Here is a 20,139-nt window from a genome sequence, read left to right as displayed (position 1 = left end):
GTCAATCGCACGCTCTGGTTCTGGGATGTAAGAATCCAGGAAGCCAGCCAGTTCGATGATTTTCGCTTCCCACTCAGCGTCGCCTTCCAGCGCTTTCAGCGCGGAACCACGAACGATTGGAGTGTCGTCGCCCGGGAAATCGTACTGAGACAGCAGTTCACGAACTTCCATCTCTACCAGTTCCAGCAGCTCTTCGTCATCAACCATGTCGCATTTGTTCAGGAACACGATGATGAAAGGAACGCCTACCTGACGACCCAGCAGGATGTGCTCACGAGTCTGAGGCATTGGGCCGTCAGTCGCAGCAACAACCAGGATCGCGCCGTCCATCTGCGCAGCACCGGTGATCATGTTTTTAACATAGTCGGCGTGGCCTGGGCAGTCTACGTGTGCGTAGTGGCGAGTCGGGGTGTCGTACTCAACGTGAGAGGTGTTGATGGTGATACCACGAGCTTTTTCTTCTGGTGCGTTATCGATCTGGTCGAATGCACGAGCAGAACCACCGTAGGTTTTAGCCAGAACGGTAGTGATTGCAGCGGTCAGCGTTGTTTTACCATGGTCAACGTGGCCGATAGTACCGACGTTAACGTGCGGTTTTGTACGTTCAAACTTTTCTTTAGACATCGATTGTCCCTCTAAGACACGGATAAATCGGTGATATCACCACATCAACCAGGCGAAATGCCTGAATTGTTGAATACAGTAAAATTGAAACAGAGAGAAACGGGAAGGAGAAGTGAAGTGGTGCTGATACCCAGAGTCGAACTGGGGACCTCACCCTTACCAAGGGTGCGCTCTACCAACTGAGCCATATCAGCACGTATTGGAGCGGGCAGCGGGAATCGAACCCGCATCATCAGCTTGGAAGGCTGAGGTAATAGCCATTATACGATGCCCGCATCCTGAAACTCGGCTACCCAGTTCTTTCTGTAACAAAAAAAGAGATTTCTCTCTTTTTCAGTTTGAGCTGGCTAATTTTTCCAACCAGCTCCGGCGGCATTTACGCTGCCAGAAAGTGGTGGTGGGGGAAGGATTCGAACCTTCGAAGTCTGTGACGGCAGATTTACAGTCTGCTCCCTTTGGCCGCTCGGGAACCCCACCGGACTTGATGGTGCCGACTACCGGAATCGAACTGGTGACCTACTGATTACAAGTCAGTTGCTCTACCTACTGAGCTAAGTCGGCATCAAGTAGCGCGCATTCTATGGATACCTGCGCGGTCATGCAACTAAAAATTTGCATAAAACGTTCTTTCGCTCACATTTTATGCGAACGCAGCGCTAAGCGATGTAAAAGTAGCCATTGCGGGTCAAATAATCAACATACAGGCATGATTTACATCGCATACACCGTAGCGTGACGGCTTCCGCGTAACGCAGCGCTTTCCATCTTTTTTCTTATTATTCCCGCCATCTGGTGTTAACCTCCTGCCCATTGTCCAAAATTAACTGTGTGATGAGCCACGTCCCGGCAGCATAGCGCTGGCTCACTGAAGCATGCTTATGAGCAAAAAAGAGCAAACGTTAATGACGCCTTATCTTCACTTTAACCGCAGCCAGTGGGCTGCCCTGCGTGATTCCGTCCCTATGACGCTGACGGAAGGTGAAATCGCACGGTTAAAAGGGATAAACGAAGATCTGTCCCTGGAAGAGGTGGCAGAAATTTATCTCCCCCTCTCTCGCTTGCTTAACTTCTATATCAGCTCCAACCTGCGCCGTCAGGCGGTGCTGGAGCAGTTCCTCGGAACCAATGGTCAGCGCATTCCTTATATCATTAGTATTGCGGGCAGCGTGGCCGTGGGTAAAAGCACTACCGCACGCGTGCTGCAGGCGCTGCTGAGCCGCTGGCCGGAACACCGCAGCGTTGAGTTGATCACCACCGACGGCTTCCTGCACCCGAACGAGGTCTTAAAAGAACGCGGGCTGATGAAGAAGAAGGGCTTCCCGCTCTCTTATGATATGCACCGTCTGGTAAAATTTGTCTCTGACCTGAAATCTGGCGTGCCGCACGTCACGGCGCCGGTCTATTCACACCTGATTTACGACCGCATCCCGGATGGGGATAAAACGGTAGTCCAGCCGGATATCCTGATCCTTGAAGGTTTGAACGTGCTGCAAAGCGGCATGGACTATCCTCATGACCCGCATCATGTATTCGTTTCGGATTTCGTCGATTTCTCTATTTATGTTGATGCGCCGGAAGATCTGCTGCAGAACTGGTATATCAACCGCTTCCTGAAGTTCCGCGAAGGGGCATTCACCGACCCGGACTCCTATTTCCACCACTACGCCCAGCTTTCTGAAGAAGAGGCGATTAATGTGGCCAGGGGGCTGTGGAATGAGATCAACTACGTGAACCTCAAAGAGAACATCCTCCCGACGCGCGAGCGTGCGAGCCTGATCCTCACCAAGAGCGAGAAGCACGCCGTCGACCAGATTCGCCTGCGAAAATAGTCAGGCAGACATAAAAAAACCGGCTTAGCGCCGGTTTTTTTTCGTTATGCGTGCGGCTTCTCGCCATTTTCATCCTGATCGACCGCAAAGCAGGCGACCAGCTGACCGCCATAATCCTTCAGCTGCGGCTGAAGCTGGGTGCACGGGCCAAAGCGGCGGCTGCAGCGCGCGTTGAAGGCACACCCCGGCGGCGGATTCAGCGGACTTGGCAGTTCACCCGTCAGCTTAATGCGCTCGCGACGATCGTCCGGGTTCAGACGCGGCGTCGCAGACAGCAGCGCCTGGGTGTACGGATGACGAGGATTATTAAAGATCTGCTCTTTGGTCCCCTTCTCCACGCAGCGCCCCAGATACATCACCATCACTTCATCGGCAATATGCTCCACCACCGACAGGTCGTGAGAGATGAACACATAAGACAGCCCCAGATCCTGCTGGAGATCCATCATCAGGTTCAGCACCTGCGCGCGCACGGACACGTCGAGCGCCGAAACCGGCTCATCGGCAATCACCACATCCGGATCGAGCATCAGCCCGCGGGCGATGGCGATACGCTGACGCTGGCCGCCGGAGAACATGTGCGGGTAGCGATCGTAATGCTCGGTTTTGAGGCCGACCTTCGCCATCATTGCCAGCGCTTTTTCACGGCGCTGCTCTTTGCTCAGATTGCTGTTAATCAGCAGGGGCTCTTCCAGGATCTGTCCCACTTTTTTACGCGGGTTCAAAGAACCGTACGGATTCTGGAACACAATCTGGATTTTCTGGCGGCGCAGCTTCTGCGCCTGCGGATCGTGCTTGAGCAGATCCTGGCCCTGATAATAAAGCTCACCGCCGGTCGGGACTTCAATCATCGTCAGCAGACGGCCCAGCGTCGATTTCCCGCAGCCTGACTCCCCCACCACCGCCAGCGTTTTACCGCGTTCGAGGTTAAAGGAGACGCCGTCCAGCGCTTTCACCAGGCGCTCGGGGGCAAAAATCCCCTTTTTCACCGGGTAGTGTTTTTTCAGGTCGATGGCCTGCAACAGCGGCTGCTGCGTGGTGGCCTGTTGCGTACTCATAGTGTTGGCCTCCCGGCATCATCGAGTGGGTAGTGGCATTTTGACTGTCGACCGTCGGCCAGCAGATTCAGCTCTGGCTCCTCAACGCGGCATTTGTCCGTGGCATACGGGCAGCGCGGATTAAGCAGACAGCCCTGCGGACGGTCGTATTTGCCCGGAACCACGCCCGGCAGCGACGCCAGACGCGCTTTGTCCTGGGCAAACTCCGGCAGCGCGCGCAGCAGTGCCTGCGTATACGGATGACGCGGCGCGCGGAAGATATCGTGCGAATTTCCGGTCTCAACCACCTGGCCCGCGTACATCACGATGATCTTGTGTGCGGCTTCGGCCACCAGCGCCAGATCGTGCGTAATCAGCACCAGCGCCATGTTCTCTTTCTGTTGCAACTCCAGCAGCAGCTCGATGATTTGCGCCTGGATGGTCACATCCAGCGCCGTTGTCGGTTCATCCGCAATCAGCAGCTTTGGTCGACAGGCAATCGCCATGGCGATCATCACGCGCTGGCTCATCCCACCGGAAAGCTGGTGCGGGTATACGTCCAGCCGCGATGCCGGGTCAGGAATACCCACCTGGTTCAGCAGGTCGATCGCGCGCTGGCGACGGGTTTTCTTGTTACCACCCTGGTGCACCTTAATCGCTTCCATAATCTGGAAGCCGACCGTGTAGCACGGGTTCAGGCTGGTCATCGGGTCCTGGAAGATCATCGCCACTTCGGCGCCCACCAGCTGGCGGCGCTGTTTCTCAGAAATGCGCTTAAGGTCCTGACCGTTGAACTGCAGGTTTTCCGCCATCACGCGGCCCGGGTAATCAATCAGCCCCATGATTGCCAGTGAACTCACCGACTTACCGGAACCGGACTCCCCGACGATACCAACCACTTCGCCCTGGTTGACGCTGTAGCTGATGCGGTCCACGGCGCGAAACGGGGTGCCTTCGTCGCCGAAGTGCACCGATAATTTATCTACATTTAATAACGCCATCTCGTGCCTCTTACTGCTTCAGTTTGGGATCAAGCGCATCACGCAGGCCATCACCCATCAGGTTAAATGCCAGCACCGTCAGCAGGATTGCCAGACCCGGGAAGGTGACAACCCACCAGGCGCTTTGTGCGAACTGCAACACGTCGGAGAGCATGGTGCCCCACTCCGGTGTTGGCGGCTGCGCACCCATGCCCAGGAAGCCAAGAGCGGCCATATCAAGAATGGCGTTAGAGAAACCGAGCGACGCCTGAACGATCAGCGGCGCAAGGCAGTTAGGGAAGATATTAACGAACATCTGGCGCATCGCACCGGCACCCGCCACGCGAGAGGCGGTGACGTAGTCGCGGTTCACTTCCACCAGCACCGCCGCGCGTGTTAATCGCACGTAGTGAGGAAGCGCCACGAAGGTCAGCGCCAGGGCGGCGTTACCGATCGACGGGCCGAAGATCGCCACCAGCACCAGAGCCAGCAGCAGGCTTGGCAGTGCCAGCATGATGTCGACGATACGCATAATGATGTTATCAACGATGCCGCCGAAGTAACCGGCAACCAGGCCGAGGATGATCCCCATAATCAGGGAGAGCACCACCACCAGACAGCCAACCAGCAGCGACAAACGCGCGCCGTACATCAGACGCGACAGCACATCGCGGCCCACATCATCGGTACCCAGCAGGTGCGCCAGACTACCGCCGTCCTGCCAGGCAGGAGGTGCCAGCAGCGCATCGCGGAACTGATCCGCCGGGTTATACGGCGCCAGAAAGTTCGCAAACACCGCAATCAGGATCATGATAGCGACATACACCAGCCCGACTACCGCGCCTTTATTGCGCTTGAAGTAGTGCCAGAACTCCTGCAGCGGCGTCATTGGAACCGGTGCAGCAACAGCTTTGTTTTCAGAAACCTGTGACATGATGGCCCCTTACTTCTTATGACGAATACGCGGGTTCACCACGCCGTACAGCAAATCGACCAGCAGGTTGACGAGGATAATCATCGTCGCGACCAGCAGCACCCCACCCTGCACCACCGGATAGTCACGGCGTTGCAGCGCATCAATGAGCCAGCGTCCGAGGCCCGGCCAGGAGAAGATGGTTTCCGTCAGGATCGCCCCCGCCAGCAGCGTACCCACCTGGAGGCCGATAACGGTCACCACCGGCAGCATGGCGTTACGCAGCGCGTGGACGATGATGACGCGCATGCGGGTTAAACCTTTGGCGCGCGCGGTACGGATGTAATCTTCACCCAGCACTTCCAGCATGGAGGAACGGGTCATACGCACGATCACCGCCAGAGGAATGGTGCCCAGCACCATGGCAGGCAGGATCATGTGCGCAACGGCATCAATGAAGTTGCCCTCCTCGCCCCAGATGGCCGTGTCGATCAGCATAAAGCCGGTTAACGGATTGGTATCATCAAGGAAGACCATATCGCTGACGCGTCCGGAGACCGGCGTCAGGTTCAATTGCACCGAGACCAGCATGATCAGCATCATGCCCCACCAGAAGATAGGCATGGAGTAACCGGTCAGCGCCAGACCCACGGCGGTATGGTCGAAAATAGAGCCACGCTTAACGGCAGCCAGTACCCCAACAGGAATACCCACCGCAGTGGCGAAAATCATGGCGCAGATGCCAAGCTCCAGCGTCGCTTTAAAACGCGGCACGAACTCGTCCCACACCGGAAGACGGCTTTTTAACGAAATCCCTAAGTCACCGTGCATCACGCCCCAGATATAGTGGAGGTACTGCTGCCACATCGGCTTATCGAGGCCGAGTTCAGCCAGCAGCTGCGCATGACGTTCAGGGGAGATACCACGCTCGCCCGCCATAATCATTACCGGGTCGCCGGGGATCATATGGACGAAGGCAAAAGTGAGAAGGGTGATACCGATAAACGTCGGGATAACAAGTCCCAGACGTCGGAGGATGAACTGCAACATAACCCGGATTCTCTCTGATGACGCACGGCCAGTGGCGTGACGTCTGTATTGCTCACAAATCTTATTCCCTCCCCTTTCAGAGAGGCAATAAAGCACTGCTGCCGGGTGGCGCTACGCTTACCCGGCCTACATACCGTAGGCCAGTGCAAGCGCAACGCCGCCTGGCGTTGCTTTTAATTATTCAACCGATACGTTTTCGAAGTGGTGTTTGCCCAGTGGATCAACCACGTAGCCCTTCACTTCTTTACGTACTGGCTCATACACGGTGGAGTGAGCAACAATCAGCGCCGGAGCCTGATCGTGCATAACAACCTGAGCCTGCTTGTAGAGTTCAATACGTTTGTTGTGATCGTCGGTCGCACGCGCCGGCTGGATCAGGTCTTCAAACGGCTTGTAGCACCAGCGAGAGTAGTTAGAGCCGTCTTTCGCTGCCGCACAGCTGAACAGGGTGGCGAAGAAGTTGTCCGGATCCCCGTTGTCACCGGTCCAGCCCATCATTACCGCCTGGTGCTCACCCGCTTTGGCGCGCTTCAGATACTCGCCCCACTCGTAGGTCACAATCTTGGCCTGAACGCCAATTTTCGCCCAGTCAGCCTGGACCATTTCCGCCATACGGCGTGCGTTCGGGTTGTACGGACGCTGTACCGGCATCGCCCACAGCTCGACGGTAAAGCCTTTGTCCTGGCCCGCTTCTTTCAGCAGCGCTTTCGCTTTCTCAGGATCGTAACTGTAGTCCTTAACGTCGTCGTTATAGCCCCACATGGTTGGTGGGATCAGGTTCTTGGCAGCAACGCCCGCGCCCTGGTAAACGGCCTTGATGATCGCTTCTTTGTTCACCGCGTAGGTCAGCGCCTGACGTACTTTCACGTCATCAAACGGTTTCTTCTCGGTGTTGAAGGAGAGATAGCCCACGTTCAGGCCCGCCTGCTCCATCAGGTTGATGTTCTTGTCCTGCTTCATGCGCGCGATGTCTGCCGGGTTCGGGTACGGCATCACCTGGCATTCATTTTTCTGCAGTTTAGCGTAACGTACGGATGCGTCAGGCGTGATGGAGAAGACCAGACGGTCGATCTGCGGCTTGGTGCCCCAGTAGCCCGGGAAGGCTTTATACAGAATACGGGAGTCTTTCTGGTACTGCAGCAGCTGGAACGGGCCGGTACCGATTGGGTTCAGGTCCACTTTTTCCGGCGTGCCGGCTTTCAGCATGTTGTCCGCATACTCTTTAGAGAGAATAGAGGCGAAGTCCATGGCCAGGTCAGCCAGGAATGGCGCTTCCGGACGGGTCAGCACGAACTGAACGGTTTTATCGTCTACTTTTTTCACTTCGGCGATCAGGTCCGGCAGACCCATCCCTTCGAAGTATTCGTAGCTGCCGCCAGACACTTTGTGGTACGGGTTCTGGGCGTTTTTCTGACGGTCGAAGGAGAACACAACGTCGTCGGCGTTAAAGTCGCGCGTTGGTTTGAATTCTTTGCTGTCCTGCCACTTCACGCCCTGGCGCAGGTGGAAGGTATAGGTTTTGCCGTCTTCGCTGATGTCCCACTTCTCGGCCAGACCCGGAATCACTTCCGTGGTGCCGGTTTTGAATTCAACCAGACGGTTATAGATCGGTACAGAGCTTGCGTCGTAAGTCGTACCAGAGGTAAAGAGCTGTGGGTTAAAGCCTTCCGGCGAGCCTTCAGAACAGTAAACCAGGGTTTTTGCCTGTACGCTTGCTGCCACGGTCATAGCCACCAGGCTCAGACCAAGCTTCAGCATCCCTGACTTCTTCAAGGAAATACTCATTATTCTGCTCCAATGTGATGTTTTGCTTTGTTGTGTTACGCCGCCAGACCTTTATTTATTTTTTACCCGGTCCGGTCGGAGGTGCCCGAAGGCGTTAAAGGGATGGAGAATCCTTTCAGAAGAGCGTTTGAGTTGCAGCGCAGATCGTCCCTGAAATGCCCCTCATGCCCTACAATCTGTCAACAGAATGTGAAAACGTCAATACAGGTGACGGGGATTTGCGCCGAGTGTGAGAAACCGCAAACAAAGATTAAAAAAACCCTGAACGCCAGTTTTCAGCAGGGAAATTTATGCTACTCGCCAACTTGCAGCACAAATATCTTCATATTTCGCAACAATCAGTGATTAACTTTTATTCAGAATGGGTAAATTTTCTTGCAGAATGGTGATTATCTGAGCACTAAATACCGCGAACGTTAAAACGCACAGCGAAAAATGCTGAGGTTATCCATAAGCAACGCGAAAAAAGATCAATCTATATATAAAAAAATACAATGGATTATGTCACAAAATCGTTAACAGGCAGGAAGAAGCGGGGATAAGGGGCATTTTACTGAATCAGGATAAGTAAGCCGTTAATGCAAAAAGGGCTAACCTTGCGGTTAGCCCTTTTCAGAATGTGGTCGGCGAGAGAGGATTCGAACCTCCGACCCACTGGTCCCAAACCAGTTGCGCTACCAAGCTGCGCTACTCGCCGAATGCGGAGCGCATCTTACTGCTGAGGTGCGCCCCCGTCAATCCCTTATTTTCAAAAAGCCATTCAACTGGCGATATTCTCGCCAGAGCAGCTACTGCGCGGCTTTTGCGGTGTTATCAGGGAGTTTACACCAGTTGTTGTTTTCGTTAATCCCACCGTTCGGTGAGGTATAGCCGAGGCAACCCATAATGGTGTCGTACAGCTCAACGTGACGGCGCGGCACCTTCATTTCCGCCTCTTTCTTAAGCTGCGCAAACATCTTCGCTTTCTCCGGATTTTCAAGATACTTATCCGACATCCACATGATCATCGGCACGCGGAACTGCTCCGGCGGTGCCAGCTTGCGCGGCGTACCGTGCAGGTGCTCTTTCTCATTAATGGACTCACCGTGGTCTGCGGCGTAGATAACAATCGCTTTTTTATCACGCAGCTGGTCAATCACGCGGCTCAGGAAGGTATCCACATACAGAACGGAGTTATCGTAGGCGTTGATCAGCTCCTGCTTGCTGCAGTCTTTATTAATGCCTACGCACTCAGGCTGCCATTTCGCGAAATCACGCGTGTAACGCTGGTAATAACTGTAATGCGACCCTTTGGTATGCAGAATGACGAGATGTTTGCCCTGCGGGTGATTCTTCAGAGACTGGGACATCTCCTCAAGCAGCAGCATGTCGTCAACGTTTTTCCCGCGGTTGCGAGGCTCGGCACCTATCTGCTCACGATACGCGATGTTATCTGCCAGCGTGTTGGTGTAGAACCACATCTCACTTTGCATGGCGAACAGATCGGAGCTAAATCCAAGCTGCTTCAGCACGGCAAAGACGTTTTGCTCTTTGAGGGTACGCTGCGGGTTATCGCTCGCCCCGCCTTCACGCACAAACATACAGCGCAACGAGAGCTTCGTGGCGGTATCGCAGGAATAGCCGCGGTAAGCCACCAGATTCTTCTCCTGCGCCAGTTTCGGCGTGGTATCGCGGTCATAACCGAGGATACCCATATGATCCCAGCGCGTCGTTTCACCGATGACAAAGACTACGTAAGTATCATCCAGCCCGTCAGCCGGCGCCTGGTAGGTGAACTTTTTGGTCGGGTTAATCAGCGATTTCACATCGCTGGATTCGTCCGCCTGTGCCCAGGCGTAAAGACCTAACGCGGACAGCCAGTTGGACGGCAGATACGAGTTAGCCACCACGCCGCCATAGCTCGGCATATCCACACCCGTCGCTTTTTCGATCCGTTTTTGCTGTTTTTCCATCAGGCGAATCGGCGCCCACACCAGCAGGCCCGCCAGCAGAACGACGGCGACGTTGCGGATACGCTGTCCCCGGGTACGCAGCTGGCGTAACAGGGTATAACGGCAGGTATTACTCCAGATAAAGAAGAGCGGGATCAGGCAGGTCAAAATCGTCCATATGATGAACCCTTGACCCACCACCTCTTTCGAGAGGTCGATGTCCGTGGTCATCACCGAGGCGACAATACCGTAGCCAATGACCACGTTCATGAATGTCATGTAATAGCTTGCGGCGGCAGAGATAATCACCACCAGCGAGGCCAGAATTTGCCATGTACGTCGGCCAAAAAGTGAGAGCAGGCGTAACAGGAAGAAGGTTGCCAGGATAGAGCCAAACACTTCAATGACGGCAAAAATTCCATTTCTTACGCTGAGGTGTTCGAAATAACCTTCCACACGTCTGAACAGTACCGCGCCATTCAGAAACAAACCGATATAGACAGCCAGCATCAGACACAATCTTTGCTGGGTAAGAGACCTAATATATTTCATGCAAACAACCCTGGGGGAAGGGGTATAAAGATCCGCCGAATCTCAGTGAGAAAGCTGACAGAGTAAGTAGATGCGAGCGAAACCGTTATCAGAAACGTCTACAAGCGCGATAAGTAGACCACAGCGGGAAAGAAAAGTGGCAGCAGAGAGTGTGATCGAGGAAATTTTTTACAAAATAACAAGTCCGAAAGTGATGTTGAGATAAAAAAAGAGGCCCTGAGGCCCCTTTTCATCGAATCATGCATGCGCTTCTTTATACACCTCGCGCTGCGGCTGACGAATCGTTGTGGACAGCGCCAGCGAGATAATCAGCAAGGCAAATATCACGCAGAAGGTTACGTAGAAGCCACCGAACAGCGAGGCAATCAGCGACCCGCAGATACTGCCGATACCGAAGCCGAGATAAATGACGCCGTAGTTTTTCGCCAGATTGTTGAGGCCAAAGAACTCGCTCACCAGCGACGGGAAAACGGTAATGGTGCCGCCGAAGTTAAAGGCGACGCAGGCAATCGCCGCAAAGAAGGTCGCCTCGTTCAGCGGTGCAAACAGCAGCGCCGCCATGCCTACCAGAGAGATGACCTGCCCCAGCGTAATCACGCGGATGCGGGCGATTTTGTCAGACAGGATACCGAGCACCAGACGACCCGAGAGGTTAGCAATGGAGATGACCGTCACCGCATTCGCCGCCGTCGCGGCATCCAGTTTTACCATCCCCTGCGCGATATCCTTTGCCACACCGATGACATACAGACCGCTCATGCAGGCCGTCAGGAACATCACCGCCAGCATCCAGTACTGCGGTTTACGCATGGACTGCGCGAGGGTGAAATCATTCTCCACCACGCCGTTAACGGTTTTCACTTCCTGCTGCGGGGCATCTTTCATCAGCGTGGCGCCAAACAGAATCATCACCAGGACAATTGCCCCCCAGATCATGAACGTTTTTTCGAGGCCAACGGACGCCAGCAGTTGAGAGTCGATAAATTTAAAGCCAAGGCTGCCCAGGCCATAGGAGCCGATAGCAAACGCGGAGATCAAGCCTTTACGCTCCGGGAACCACTTCACGCAGTTCGACAGCGTCAGCAGGTAACCTGCGCCGTCCGCCAGCCCCACCAGCACGCCGGCGCTCAGCCACAGCATCATCAGGTTGCTGGAATGCGCCGTCAGGAAAAAGCCCAGGCCCAGCAGAATGCCGGAGGCCATGGTCACGCGCTTCACGCCGAAGCGTTCCTGAAGTTTGCCCGCCACGGAAGAGGAAATCGCTAATCCAAGACTCAGCAAGCCGAAAGAGAATGCCACCTGGCTTATCGGCGCGCCGAGCTTATCAGACAAGGCGCTGTTAAACAGACTCCAGGTATAGACCGAACCCAGTGCGAACTGGGTAATGATGGTGCCGAATAGCGTCAGCCAGCGCGTGCGGTTATAGGTTGAGGTGTTCATGGCAGTATCCTGCAAGAGAAATTAAGGAAATTCGCTGAGGACACGATAAACAAAACCCCTAAACGCCAGGGGTAAAACGGCATGAAATGCAGGAGAAACGGAATGAAATGCCTGGAAGCGGGAATGAACGACCTTGCCAGAGAAGAAAACGTTTAAAGGTGAGTGACCACTATCACCACACCCCTCGCCGTTATTGTATTAAATATGTTACCGCAGCGTTTAAAAAAGTAACAACCCTAAAATTTGGCGCTTAAGCCCAGGGTATACAAATATTCTTCTTCCGACTGCTGGTTGTAGCTGATCTTCGCCCAGGGGTGTAAATCGCCGTACTGGGTATCAACACGCCACCCCAGCGAGTTCACGCTGGCATGCCAGAGGGGTTCGGTAAGCGACTGCGCGGTGGTTGTATCACTAAACGTATTTACCGTTGAGGGTGGAGTGCCCTCTGTGCGCCACGCCATGACCGGCCCGGTTGTGATATGCCCCGCCACGGGAAAATTCCAGCCAACGCTCAGAACGGTTTCCGCATCCGAACCGGATGGGTCGTTCAGCGAAAAGCCCGCAGCATTCTGCGAATGGTTAATACGCTCCGCGAGAATATCTTCATAACGAGGTTGGTGATCGGCGTCCCATGTATAGCGTTCTGTCGTATTACTTTGTGCATCTGAAACGATATATTCCTGTTGCCACGCAAAAACGGTGTTACATATAAGCAGGCAGGCTGAAACGCCCACCAGGCCAGAAGCAGCATGGCGACCACTGATTTTTTTTATCATCATCAAAGCGACTCCAGAAAGAGCCGAGTTCGGCGATATATGTCATTGTTCGAAGAGGTATTAGGGCATATAGCCCTGTATTAACTATTGTCTCTTTAGCAGACACGTCAAGCCGGGCAGATTGAAATTTTTGCGTTTATCGTATCAGGAAGGGAGATGACCTATGCAACGTTGCGGTTGGGTAAGCCAGGATCAGCTTTATATCGATTATCACGACAAGGAATGGGGCGTACCGGAAACCGACGGTGAAAAACTGTTTGAAATGATTTGCCTTGAAGGCCAGCAGGCCGGTCTGTCGTGGATCACCGTTCTGAAAAAGCGTGAGAACTACCGCAATGCCTTCCACCGGTTCAATCCGGCTGCGGTGGCCGCCATGACCGACGACGACGTGGAAAGGCTGGTTCTGAATCCCGGTATCATCCGCCATCGCGGTAAAATTCAGGCCATTATCGGTAACGCGAGGGCTTATCTGGCGATGGAGCAAAACGGCGAACCCTTCTCAGCATTTGTCTGGTCGTTTGTGGATAACGAGCCGAAGGTGACGCGGGCCGCCACGCTTGCAGAGATCCCAACCTCGACCCCTGCCTCGGATGCCCTGTCGAAAGCGCTGAAAAAACGCGGCTTCAAGTTTGTGGGCACCACCATCTGTTACTCCTTTATGCAAGCCTGCGGGCTGGTCAATGACCATATTACGGGCTGCATCTGCCACCCGGAGGGCAACCATGATCCGCAAATGGCACAGTGAGAATACCGCTCAGCTCCTGAGACTGTGGCTTGAGAGCACCACCGAGGCGCATCCGTTTATCGACGCCGCCTACTGGAAAGCGAACGAAGCGCTGGTGCGGGATGAATACCTTCCCGCCGCCGAAACCTGGGTCTGGGAGGAGAACGGCACGCCGCGCGGTTTTATCAGCGTCATACAGTCGCAGTTTGTGGGGGCGCTGTTCGTTACGCCAGCGTATATCGGAAAAGGCATCGGGCGCGCGCTGCTGAACCATGTTCAACAGCGCTTCCCGCACTTAACCCTGGAGGTGTATCAGAAAAACGTCCGGGCGGTGAATTTCTACCATGCTCAGGGCTTTCGCATTGAAGACAGCGCCTGGCAGGATGACACCCAACACCCGACATGGATCATGAGCTGGCAGGCGGATCAAACGCCGTTAAGGTAAGCTCGGGCCCCTCATATTTCTCGACCCAGGCCAGCGCCGTGTTCCCTGCGCAACCATTCCCCAGCTTCGAGCTGGGGAGATCTTTGGTCAGCACGTTAACCGCCCCGTTTTTACAGATCCCACCTTCGGTGGGCTCAAGGTCGGGCCAGGCTCCCTGATGAATACAGATCACGCCTGGCTTAATCCCGTCGCTGACCACCGCCCCTGCCAGCACCTGTCCACGCTGGTTCCAGACGCGCACCACGTCACCGTCCGCAATCCCACGCGCTTTGGCGTCTAAAGTATTCAGCGTAATTGGCTCCCGCCCGGCGACCGCATACTGCTCGCGCAGAGAGGTGTAGTTAAGCTGACTGTGCAGACGATGCGCCGGATGGGCAGACAGCACCTGCAGCTGCGCCGGCTGAGCGTTGCCGTGCCACTCGTCCGGCTCCAGCCACGAAGGGTGTGGCGGACAATCGGCATATCCAAAGCTGGCGATGCGCTCGCTGTAGATCACAATCTTGCCGCTCTCGGTTTTCAGCGGATGGTTTTCCGGGTCGCGACGGAAATCGGCGAAACGGACAAATCGGGCGTTCTGTTCGCTTTCCGGCATTTCGAGAATCTGGTTCGCCTCCCAGAATTCAGCAAATGGCGGAAGCGTCACGCCCTGCGCCGCACCACGCTGTCCGGCGATCTGGTAGAAACTCTCCAGCCACTGAAGGTCATTTTTCCCTTCGGTAAAGCGTTCGCGACCGCCCGCTTCCCAGAGCTCGCTCAGTTCAGCAAACACGTCAAAATCATCACGCGCTTCATCACGCGGGGCCACCACGCGCTTCATCGGCACCATATGCTGGTTGCTGTAATCGCCGGTCATGGTGAGATCGTTACGCTCAAACGACGTGGTCGCCGGCAGCACGATATCGGCATGTTTGGCCGAGGCGGTCCAGAAGCACTCGGAAATCACCACCAGCTCCGGCTTTTGCCAGGCGCGGATCAGGCGATTGGTATCCTGATGGTGCGTGAAGTTTGCCCCGCCCGCCCACCAGACAAACTTAATGTCCGGGAAGTGGCGGTCCAGACCGTTATGCTGATAAAAACCGCCCGGGTTTTCCAGGGCTTCAACGATTCGCGCCACCGGGATTTTATCCACGGCATCCACGCCGCCCTGCACCGAGCCTTGCAGGGACGCCAGCACCGCCGCTTTACGCGTTGGGTTACCGCCGTTCGCAAAATGATAGGAAAGACCAAAACCGCCGCCCGGCGTACCAATCTGTCCTAGCATCGCGGCAAGGGTCACCAGCATCCAGTGTTTCTGCTCGCCAAACTGCTGGCGCTGCATCCCCCAGCCGGACATTAACATCGTGGTATTTTTATGGAACAGTGCCGCCAGTTCGCGGATTTTAGCGGCTGGAACGCCACAAATTTCCGCGGCCCACTCTGCCGTTTTCACTACCCCATCAGATTGGCCCGTCAGGTAGTCGGCGAATTTGTCGAAGCCGGAGGTGCACCGGGCGAGGAAATCGCGGTCGTGCCAGCCGTTCTCCACCAGCGTATGGGCGATACCCAGCATCATCGCCACGTCGGTGCCCATATGCGGAGCAATCCACTCGGCGCAGTCGCCGAAGAAGTCCATGGTTTCAGAACGCATCGGATCAATGCAGATGATGCGTTTGCCGCTTTTGCGCAGCGCGTCGAAATACCCCATCCCCTGCTCGTCGCTGGCATTCCAGGCAATTTTCAGCGTGTTCAGCGGGTTGGCGCTCCACAGCACCACCACGTCGGTGTGCTGCAGCACCAGCGGCCAGCTGGTCTGCTGCTGGTACACTTCGTTTCCTCCCACGACGTATGGCATGATCGCCTGCGCCGCACCGGTGGAGTAATCCCCGAGATGACCGGTATAGCCCCCGGCCAGGCTCATGTAGCGCTGCAGCAGGGTCGAGGCCTTGTGCAGCACGCCGTTCGAGCGCCAGCCATAGGAGCCGGCAAAAATGGACGATGGGCCATAGCTGTCGCGAATGCGCTTATGCTGCGTATGGATCAGCGCCAGCGCATCGTCCCAGCTCACGCGAACAAACTCATCCTGACCACGGATCCCCTGCGGCTTATCCGGCGAGGCCAGAAAACCTTTGCGCACCATCGGCCAGCGCACGCGCGTTTTGCTGTGCACCTGATCGCGTACGACGGTCTGTAACGAATTGGGATGTTGTGTTGGCAGTGCCCCACGGGACGACAGAACATTTTCGCCATCGGTTTCGACCAGCATCGGCCCCCAGTGGGCGGCGGTCAGAATGGTTTTTGTTGAGGTGCTCAAGCGTGCGCTCCTGGTTGCGTGCAGGTTTACGGCCTTCTCGTTGAGGTCGTTTATGGTTTGTCACAAATTTCAGAGTTATACCCGGAATTTTCTCCGTATCTGGACGTCATAATCAACTGCCACGCTCGCCGTGGCAAAGAATAAAAAGGATTAAGGAAAGAAGATGAAAAAACGCGTACTCGTTATTGCCGCTCTGGTGAGCGGTGCACTGGCTGTTTCTGGCTGCACAACCAACCCTTACACCGGTGAGCGCGAAGCGGGTAAATCCGGCATTGGCGCAGGTATCGGCTCGCTGGTCGGCGCAGGCGTTGGGGCACTCTCCTCCTCCAAGAAAGACCGCGGCAAAGGTGCGCTGATTGGCGCAGCGGCAGGTGCGGCGCTGGGCGGCGGCGTCGGTTATTACATGGACGTGCAGGAAGCGAAACTGCGCGACAAAATGAAGGGAACCGGCGTGAGCGTCACCCGCAGCGGCGATAACATCATCCTGAACATGCCGAACAACGTGACCTTTGACAGCAGCAGCGCCACGCTGAAACCTGCGGGCGCGAACACCCTGACCGGCGTGGCGATGGTGCTGAAAGAGTACAACAAGACCGCCGTGAACGTGATTGGCTACACCGACAGCACCGGCAGCCAGGATCTGAACATGCGTCTGTCTCAGCAGCGTGCCGATTCCGTGGCCAGCTCCCTGATAACCCAGGGCGTTGAAGCAAACCGCATCCGCACCAGCGGCATGGGCCCTGCCAACCCTATCGCCAGCAACAGCACGGCGGAAGGTAAAGCGCAAAACCGTCGCGTAGAGATTACGTTGAGTCCGATTCAGTAATCCCCGAGGGAGAGGGCCGGGGTGAGGGCAACAGACCGCACACCCCGGCATGAACCACTTGCCATCGTTGATTTTCCCGCTAAGGTATTCTCACTAAATTCAGGGAAATCAGCGATGAGCAAACCAGCCCGGGCCACCATCAGCGACGTGGCGAAAGCCGCCAAAACCGGTAAAACCAGCATTTCGCGCTACCTCAACGGCGAGAAACATCTGCTGTCCGACGCATTGCTGGCGCGTATTGAACAGGCCATTGCCGATCTCGACTATCGTCCCAGCCTGATGGCGCGCGGGCTCAAACGCGGTCGCACCCGTTTGATCGGCCTTATTATCGCCGATATCACCAACCCCTACTCCGTCAACGTCCTCAGCGGTATCGAGGCCGCCTGCCGCGAGAAGGGCTTCACGCCGCTGGTCTGTAATACCAACAACGAAGTCGACCAGGAGCTGCACTACCTCGATCTGCTGCGCAGCTACCAGGTGGAAGGGATTGTGGTTAACGCAGTAGGCATGCGTGAAGAGGGCCTGAACCGCCTGCAGCAGTCCTCCCTGCCCATGGTCCTCATCGACCGTAAAATCCCGGAATTCGCCTGCGATGTCGTCGGGCTGGATAACACCCAGGCAGCCACAACCGCGACCGAGCACCTGATCGAACAGGGCTTCGAAGCGATTCTTTTCCTGAGCGAACCGCTGGGCATGGTAAATACCCGACGCGACCGCCTGGCGGCATTTCGCGCCACGCTTGCGCGTTATCCCGGTACGATCGCCGAAAATGCCGAAACGCCGCTTCACGAAGCCGACCAGATCGACAACACCCTGCGCCAGTTCCATACCCGCCATCGCGGGATGCGCAAAGCCGTTATCTCCGCCAACGGGGCGCTGACGCTTCAGGTCGCCCGCTCGCTCAAGCGCATTGGCCTGCACTGGGGCAGCGATATCGGTCTGCTGGGCTTTGATGAGCTGGAGTGGGCGGAGCTGGCTGGCGTGGGTATTACGACCCTTAAACAACCCACCTGGCAGATTGGCTATGCCGCTGTAGAACAAGTGATTCGTCGTATTGAAGGCACCCGCGATGCCGTACGCGAGCAGGTCTTCTCCGGCGAGCTGATCGTTCGCGGCTCCACCGCCCGTTAATTCCCCCTTGTGATAGCGATCATAAATTCGACATCCTGATCTTTTCTTTGGAACCGGTTCCATCTAGCGTAATAGTATTGATATGTTGCGATGGAGTCCGAAGATGGGCAGGAAAATCATGGTGGTCACCGCCGCGTATGGCGCGGAACAGGTGCGACAGGCAGGCGGTCAGCGGGCGATGCTCCCCGTTATTGCAGGCGCAGGGGCAGACGGCGTGGAGATCCGCCGCGAACTGTTTAACAGCGAAGAGCTGCTGGCGCTGCCTGCACTGAGCGAATCCATCGAGCTAATGGGTCTGCTGGCGTGCTACTCCGCGCCCGCCGCCCTGTTTATGGCCGACGGCACCCTTAACCCGGACCTGCCCCGCTATCTCTCTGAGGCCAACACTCTTAACGCCCTGTGGCTGAAGGTTTCCCTCGGCCATTTCAGCGACACACAGCCTCTCGACGCCCTGCGCGCCCTGCTGAATGCCAGCGGTATGGCGCTTGTTGTGGAGAACGATCAGACCGACTGCGGGCAGCTCGCGCCCATGCGGCGCTTCCAGGCCGCCTGTCGGGAAATGGCGTTGCCCGTCACGCTGACCTTCGACATGGGCAACTGGCTGTGGGTCGGCGACTCTCCCGAAGAGGCCGCGCGTCACCTGGCCCCTGCGGTGAGCTATATCCACGTTAAAGCCGCAGTGCCGCATAAAGATAACTTCCGCGCCGTGGCGCCGGACCGCGCAGACGCGCGCTGGCTGGATCTGCTCGGCCAGCTGCCTGCAGATGCTCCGCGCGGTATTGAGTTCCCGCTGGAAGGGGCGGATTTAACCGCCGTTACCCGTCATTATGTCAACCTGCTGCGCGAGGAGTAAATCATGCACAAAACGCTGGATGCCATCACGATCGGCGAGGCTATGGCGATGTTTGTCGCGACCGAAACGGGCGAACTGAGCGCGGTAGAGCACTTTATCAAACGCGTAGCGGGCGCAGAGCTGAACGTCGCGACCGGCCTGGCGCGTCTCGGTCTGAACGTCGGCTGGGTCAGCCGCGTGGGGGATGACAGCTTTGGCCATTTCGTTCTCGACTCGCTGAAAAAAGAGAATATTGATGCCGCAGGCGTCACCCTGGACGGACGCTTTCCTACCGGCTTTCAGCTTAAATCTAAAGTCGAAAATGGAACCGATCCCATCGTGGAGTATTTCCGCAAAGGTTCGGCGGCAAGCCATCTCTCAACGGAAGATTACCACGCCGGCTATTTTGCCTCCGCGCGCCATCTGCACCTGAGCGGCGTGGCGGCGGCGCTCTCTGACAGTTCCTATGAACTGCTGGACCATGTGGCAACGACCATGAAGTCGCTGGGCAAAACGATCTCTTTCGATCCGAATTTGCGCCCGGTGCTGTGGAAAAGCGAAGCGGAAATGGTCGAGAAGCTGAACCGCCTGGCGTTCCAGGCTGACTGGGTTCTGCCGGGCCTGAAAGAGGGGATGATTCTGACGGGTGAAAATACGCCGGAAGGCATTGCTGATTTCTATCTGAATCAAGGGGTAAAAGCGGTGGTGCTGAAGACCGGTGCCGATGGTGCATGGTTCAAAACGGCAGACGGCGAACAGGGCGCGGTCGCGGCGGTGAAGGTTGAGAACGTTGTCGACACCGTCGGCGCGGGCGATGGCTTTGCCGTAGGCGTCATTAGCGCCCTGCTGGAAGGCAAACCGCTGCAGCAGGCCGTCGCGCGGGGCAATAAGATTGGCTCGCTGGCGATTCAGGTGCAGGGCGACAGCGAAGGATTGCCAACGCGAGCAGAGCTCGGCGTTTAAATTCCCTCTCC

At 56.0% G+C, this 20,139-nt stretch carries 17 protein-coding genes and 5 tRNA genes; 7 read left to right on the top strand and 15 right to left on the bottom strand.

Features of this window, described 5'->3' with window-relative positions; genetic code table 11:
* From IM303_RS09995 to IM303_RS09975, 5 genes are all read right to left on the bottom strand, one after another.
* A partial coding sequence (locus IM303_RS09995) for a GTP-binding protein (protein WP_193359862.1) occupies positions 1–624 on the bottom strand: 624 nt, incomplete at its 3' end.
* Positions 625–742: 118 nt separating this feature from the next.
* Positions 743–818: transfer RNA gene (locus tag IM303_RS09990), tRNA-Thr, on the bottom strand.
* A gap of 6 nt (positions 819–824) precedes the next feature.
* Positions 825–899, bottom strand: a tRNA-Gly gene (locus tag IM303_RS09985).
* A gap of 117 nt (positions 900–1,016) precedes the next feature.
* Positions 1,017–1,101: transfer RNA gene (locus IM303_RS09980), tRNA-Tyr, on the bottom strand.
* 8 nt (positions 1,102–1,109) lie between these two features.
* A tRNA-Thr gene (locus IM303_RS09975) sits at positions 1,110–1,185 on the bottom strand.
* Positions 1,186–1,502: 317 nt separating this feature from the next.
* Here IM303_RS09975 and coaA point away from each other — a divergent pair.
* Entirely contained in the window at positions 1,503–2,453 is a 951-nt protein-coding gene (gene coaA, locus IM303_RS09970) for a type I pantothenate kinase (RefSeq protein WP_032644951.1), read from the top strand.
* Positions 2,454–2,497: 44 nt separating this feature from the next.
* Here coaA and dppF read toward each other — a convergent pair whose 3' ends face one another.
* From dppF to IM303_RS09925, 9 genes are all read right to left on the bottom strand, one after another.
* Complete coding sequence (dppF, locus tag IM303_RS09965; protein WP_048960888.1) at positions 2,498–3,511, bottom strand: dipeptide ABC transporter ATP-binding subunit DppF; 1,014 nt, start codon at positions 3,509–3,511, stop codon at positions 2,498–2,500.
* Positions 3,508–4,491, bottom strand: a complete 984-nt coding sequence (gene dppD, locus IM303_RS09960) for a dipeptide ABC transporter ATP-binding protein (RefSeq protein WP_041911597.1) — start codon at positions 4,489–4,491, stop codon at positions 3,508–3,510. The genes dppF and dppD overlap by 4 nt, the downstream gene beginning before the upstream one ends.
* 10 nt (positions 4,492–4,501) lie before the next feature.
* Positions 4,502–5,404, bottom strand: coding sequence for a dipeptide ABC transporter permease DppC (gene dppC / locus IM303_RS09955; RefSeq protein ID WP_028015093.1), 903 nt, complete (start codon positions 5,402–5,404; stop codon positions 4,502–4,504).
* Positions 5,405–5,413: 9 nt separating this feature from the next.
* Positions 5,414–6,433: a dipeptide ABC transporter permease DppB gene (gene dppB, locus IM303_RS09950; RefSeq protein ID WP_028015092.1), complete on the bottom strand. Its 1,020-nt coding sequence runs from the start codon at positions 6,431–6,433 to the stop codon at positions 5,414–5,416.
* Between the two features lie 177 nt (positions 6,434–6,610).
* On the bottom strand, positions 6,611–8,218 hold the full coding sequence (gene dppA, locus IM303_RS09945) for a dipeptide ABC transporter periplasmic-binding protein DppA (RefSeq protein ID WP_028015091.1): 1,608 nt from the start codon (positions 8,216–8,218) through the stop codon (positions 6,611–6,613).
* Between the two features lie 620 nt (positions 8,219–8,838).
* Positions 8,839–8,915 (bottom strand) — tRNA-Pro (locus IM303_RS09940).
* A gap of 91 nt (positions 8,916–9,006) precedes the next feature.
* The gene (eptB, locus tag IM303_RS09935) at positions 9,007–10,701 is read right to left on the bottom strand and encodes a kdo(2)-lipid A phosphoethanolamine 7''-transferase (protein WP_028015090.1); all 1,695 of its coding nucleotides are present in this window, start codon (positions 10,699–10,701) and stop codon (positions 9,007–9,009) included.
* A gap of 237 nt (positions 10,702–10,938) precedes the next feature.
* On the bottom strand, positions 10,939–12,141 hold the full coding sequence (locus tag IM303_RS09930) for an MFS transporter (RefSeq protein WP_041911599.1): 1,203 nt from the start codon (positions 12,139–12,141) through the stop codon (positions 10,939–10,941).
* Positions 12,142–12,377: 236 nt separating this feature from the next.
* Entirely contained in the window at positions 12,378–12,920 is a 543-nt protein-coding gene (locus tag IM303_RS09925; RefSeq protein ID WP_192971796.1) for a lipase, read from the bottom strand.
* A gap of 160 nt (positions 12,921–13,080) precedes the next feature.
* Here IM303_RS09925 and tag point away from each other — a divergent pair, with 160 nt between their 5' ends.
* Positions 13,081–13,662 (top strand): DNA-3-methyladenine glycosylase I, encoded by a 582-nt coding sequence (tag, locus tag IM303_RS09920; RefSeq protein WP_028015087.1) that lies wholly within the window; start codon positions 13,081–13,083, stop codon positions 13,660–13,662.
* A complete protein-coding gene (locus tag IM303_RS09915) occupies positions 13,640–14,086 on the top strand; it encodes an N-acetyltransferase (protein ID WP_041911602.1) in 447 nt (148 codons plus the stop codon). The genes tag and IM303_RS09915 overlap by 23 nt, the downstream gene beginning before the upstream one ends.
* On the opposite strand, the gene IM303_RS09910 is transcribed toward IM303_RS09915, so the two are convergent.
* The gene (locus tag IM303_RS09910; protein ID WP_248111291.1) at positions 14,049–16,328 is read right to left on the bottom strand and encodes a molybdopterin guanine dinucleotide-containing S/N-oxide reductase; all 2,280 of its coding nucleotides are present in this window, start codon (positions 16,326–16,328) and stop codon (positions 14,049–14,051) included. The genes IM303_RS09915 and IM303_RS09910 overlap by 38 nt on opposite strands.
* Positions 16,329–16,539: 211 nt before the next feature.
* On the opposite strand from IM303_RS09910, the gene IM303_RS09905 reads away from it, so the two are divergent.
* The 4 genes from IM303_RS09905 to IM303_RS09890 all read left to right on the top strand — a co-directional run bounded on the left by IM303_RS09905 (position 16,540) and on the right by IM303_RS09890 (position 20,128).
* Positions 16,540–17,202, top strand: a complete 663-nt coding sequence (locus IM303_RS09905; protein ID WP_008502762.1) for an OmpA family lipoprotein — start codon at positions 16,540–16,542, stop codon at positions 17,200–17,202.
* 114 nt (positions 17,203–17,316) lie between these two features.
* Positions 17,317–18,333: a LacI family DNA-binding transcriptional regulator gene (locus tag IM303_RS09900; RefSeq protein WP_192987342.1), complete on the top strand. Its 1,017-nt coding sequence runs from the start codon at positions 17,317–17,319 to the stop codon at positions 18,331–18,333.
* 103 nt (positions 18,334–18,436) lie between these two features.
* Complete coding sequence (locus IM303_RS09895; protein ID WP_047363373.1) at positions 18,437–19,186, top strand: sugar phosphate isomerase/epimerase; 750 nt, start codon at positions 18,437–18,439, stop codon at positions 19,184–19,186.
* Between the two features lie 3 nt (positions 19,187–19,189).
* Entirely contained in the window at positions 19,190–20,128 is a 939-nt protein-coding gene (locus tag IM303_RS09890; RefSeq protein ID WP_193359861.1) for a sugar kinase, read from the top strand.
* Positions 20,129–20,139: the final 11 nt, after the last annotated feature.

Origin of the sequence: Enterobacter cloacae complex sp. P38RS (assembly GCF_014930775.1) — a bacterium.
In the GTDB taxonomy this organism is placed as follows: domain Bacteria; phylum Pseudomonadota; class Gammaproteobacteria; order Enterobacterales; family Enterobacteriaceae; genus Enterobacter; species Enterobacter bugandensis.
Note: the sequence above shows the minus strand (reverse complement) of the source record. Positions and strands in the feature narration are given on the sequence as shown.

What these genes read in the sequence shown, in the direction of transcription:
- dppD (WP_041911597.1), bottom strand. Translation starts at nt 4,491, where the DNA reads ATGGCGTTATTAAATGTAGATAAATTATCGGTGCACTTCGGCGACGAA.
- IM303_RS09905 (WP_008502762.1), top strand. Translation starts at nt 16,540, where the DNA reads ATGAAAAAACGCGTACTCGTTATTGCCGCTCTGGTGAGCGGTGCACTG.
- IM303_RS09895 (WP_047363373.1), top strand. Translation starts at nt 18,437, where the DNA reads ATGGGCAGGAAAATCATGGTGGTCACCGCCGCGTATGGCGCGGAACAG.
- dppB (WP_028015092.1), bottom strand. Translation starts at nt 6,433, where the DNA reads ATGTTGCAGTTCATCCTCCGACGTCTGGGACTTGTTATCCCGACGTTT.
- dppF (WP_048960888.1), bottom strand. Translation starts at nt 3,511, where the DNA reads ATGAGTACGCAACAGGCCACCACGCAGCAGCCGCTGTTGCAGGCCATC.
- dppA (WP_028015091.1), bottom strand. Translation starts at nt 8,218, where the DNA reads ATGAGTATTTCCTTGAAGAAGTCAGGGATGCTGAAGCTTGGTCTGAGC.
- coaA (WP_032644951.1), top strand. Translation starts at nt 1,503, where the DNA reads ATGAGCAAAAAAGAGCAAACGTTAATGACGCCTTATCTTCACTTTAAC.
- IM303_RS09900 (WP_192987342.1), top strand. Translation starts at nt 17,317, where the DNA reads ATGAGCAAACCAGCCCGGGCCACCATCAGCGACGTGGCGAAAGCCGCC.
- tag (WP_028015087.1), top strand. Translation starts at nt 13,081, where the DNA reads ATGCAACGTTGCGGTTGGGTAAGCCAGGATCAGCTTTATATCGATTAT.
- eptB (WP_028015090.1), bottom strand. Translation starts at nt 10,701, where the DNA reads ATGAAATATATTAGGTCTCTTACCCAGCAAAGATTGTGTCTGATGCTG.
- IM303_RS09910 (WP_248111291.1), bottom strand. Translation starts at nt 16,328, where the DNA reads ATGCTGGTCGAAACCGATGGCGAAAATGTTCTGTCGTCCCGTGGGGCA.
- IM303_RS09915 (WP_041911602.1), top strand. Translation starts at nt 13,640, where the DNA reads ATGATCCGCAAATGGCACAGTGAGAATACCGCTCAGCTCCTGAGACTG.
- dppC (WP_028015093.1), bottom strand. Translation starts at nt 5,404, where the DNA reads ATGTCACAGGTTTCTGAAAACAAAGCTGTTGCTGCACCGGTTCCAATG.
- IM303_RS09930 (WP_041911599.1), bottom strand. Translation starts at nt 12,141, where the DNA reads ATGAACACCTCAACCTATAACCGCACGCGCTGGCTGACGCTATTCGGC.
- IM303_RS09925 (WP_192971796.1), bottom strand. Translation starts at nt 12,920, where the DNA reads ATGATGATAAAAAAAATCAGTGGTCGCCATGCTGCTTCTGGCCTGGTG.
- IM303_RS09890 (WP_193359861.1), top strand. Translation starts at nt 19,190, where the DNA reads ATGCACAAAACGCTGGATGCCATCACGATCGGCGAGGCTATGGCGATG.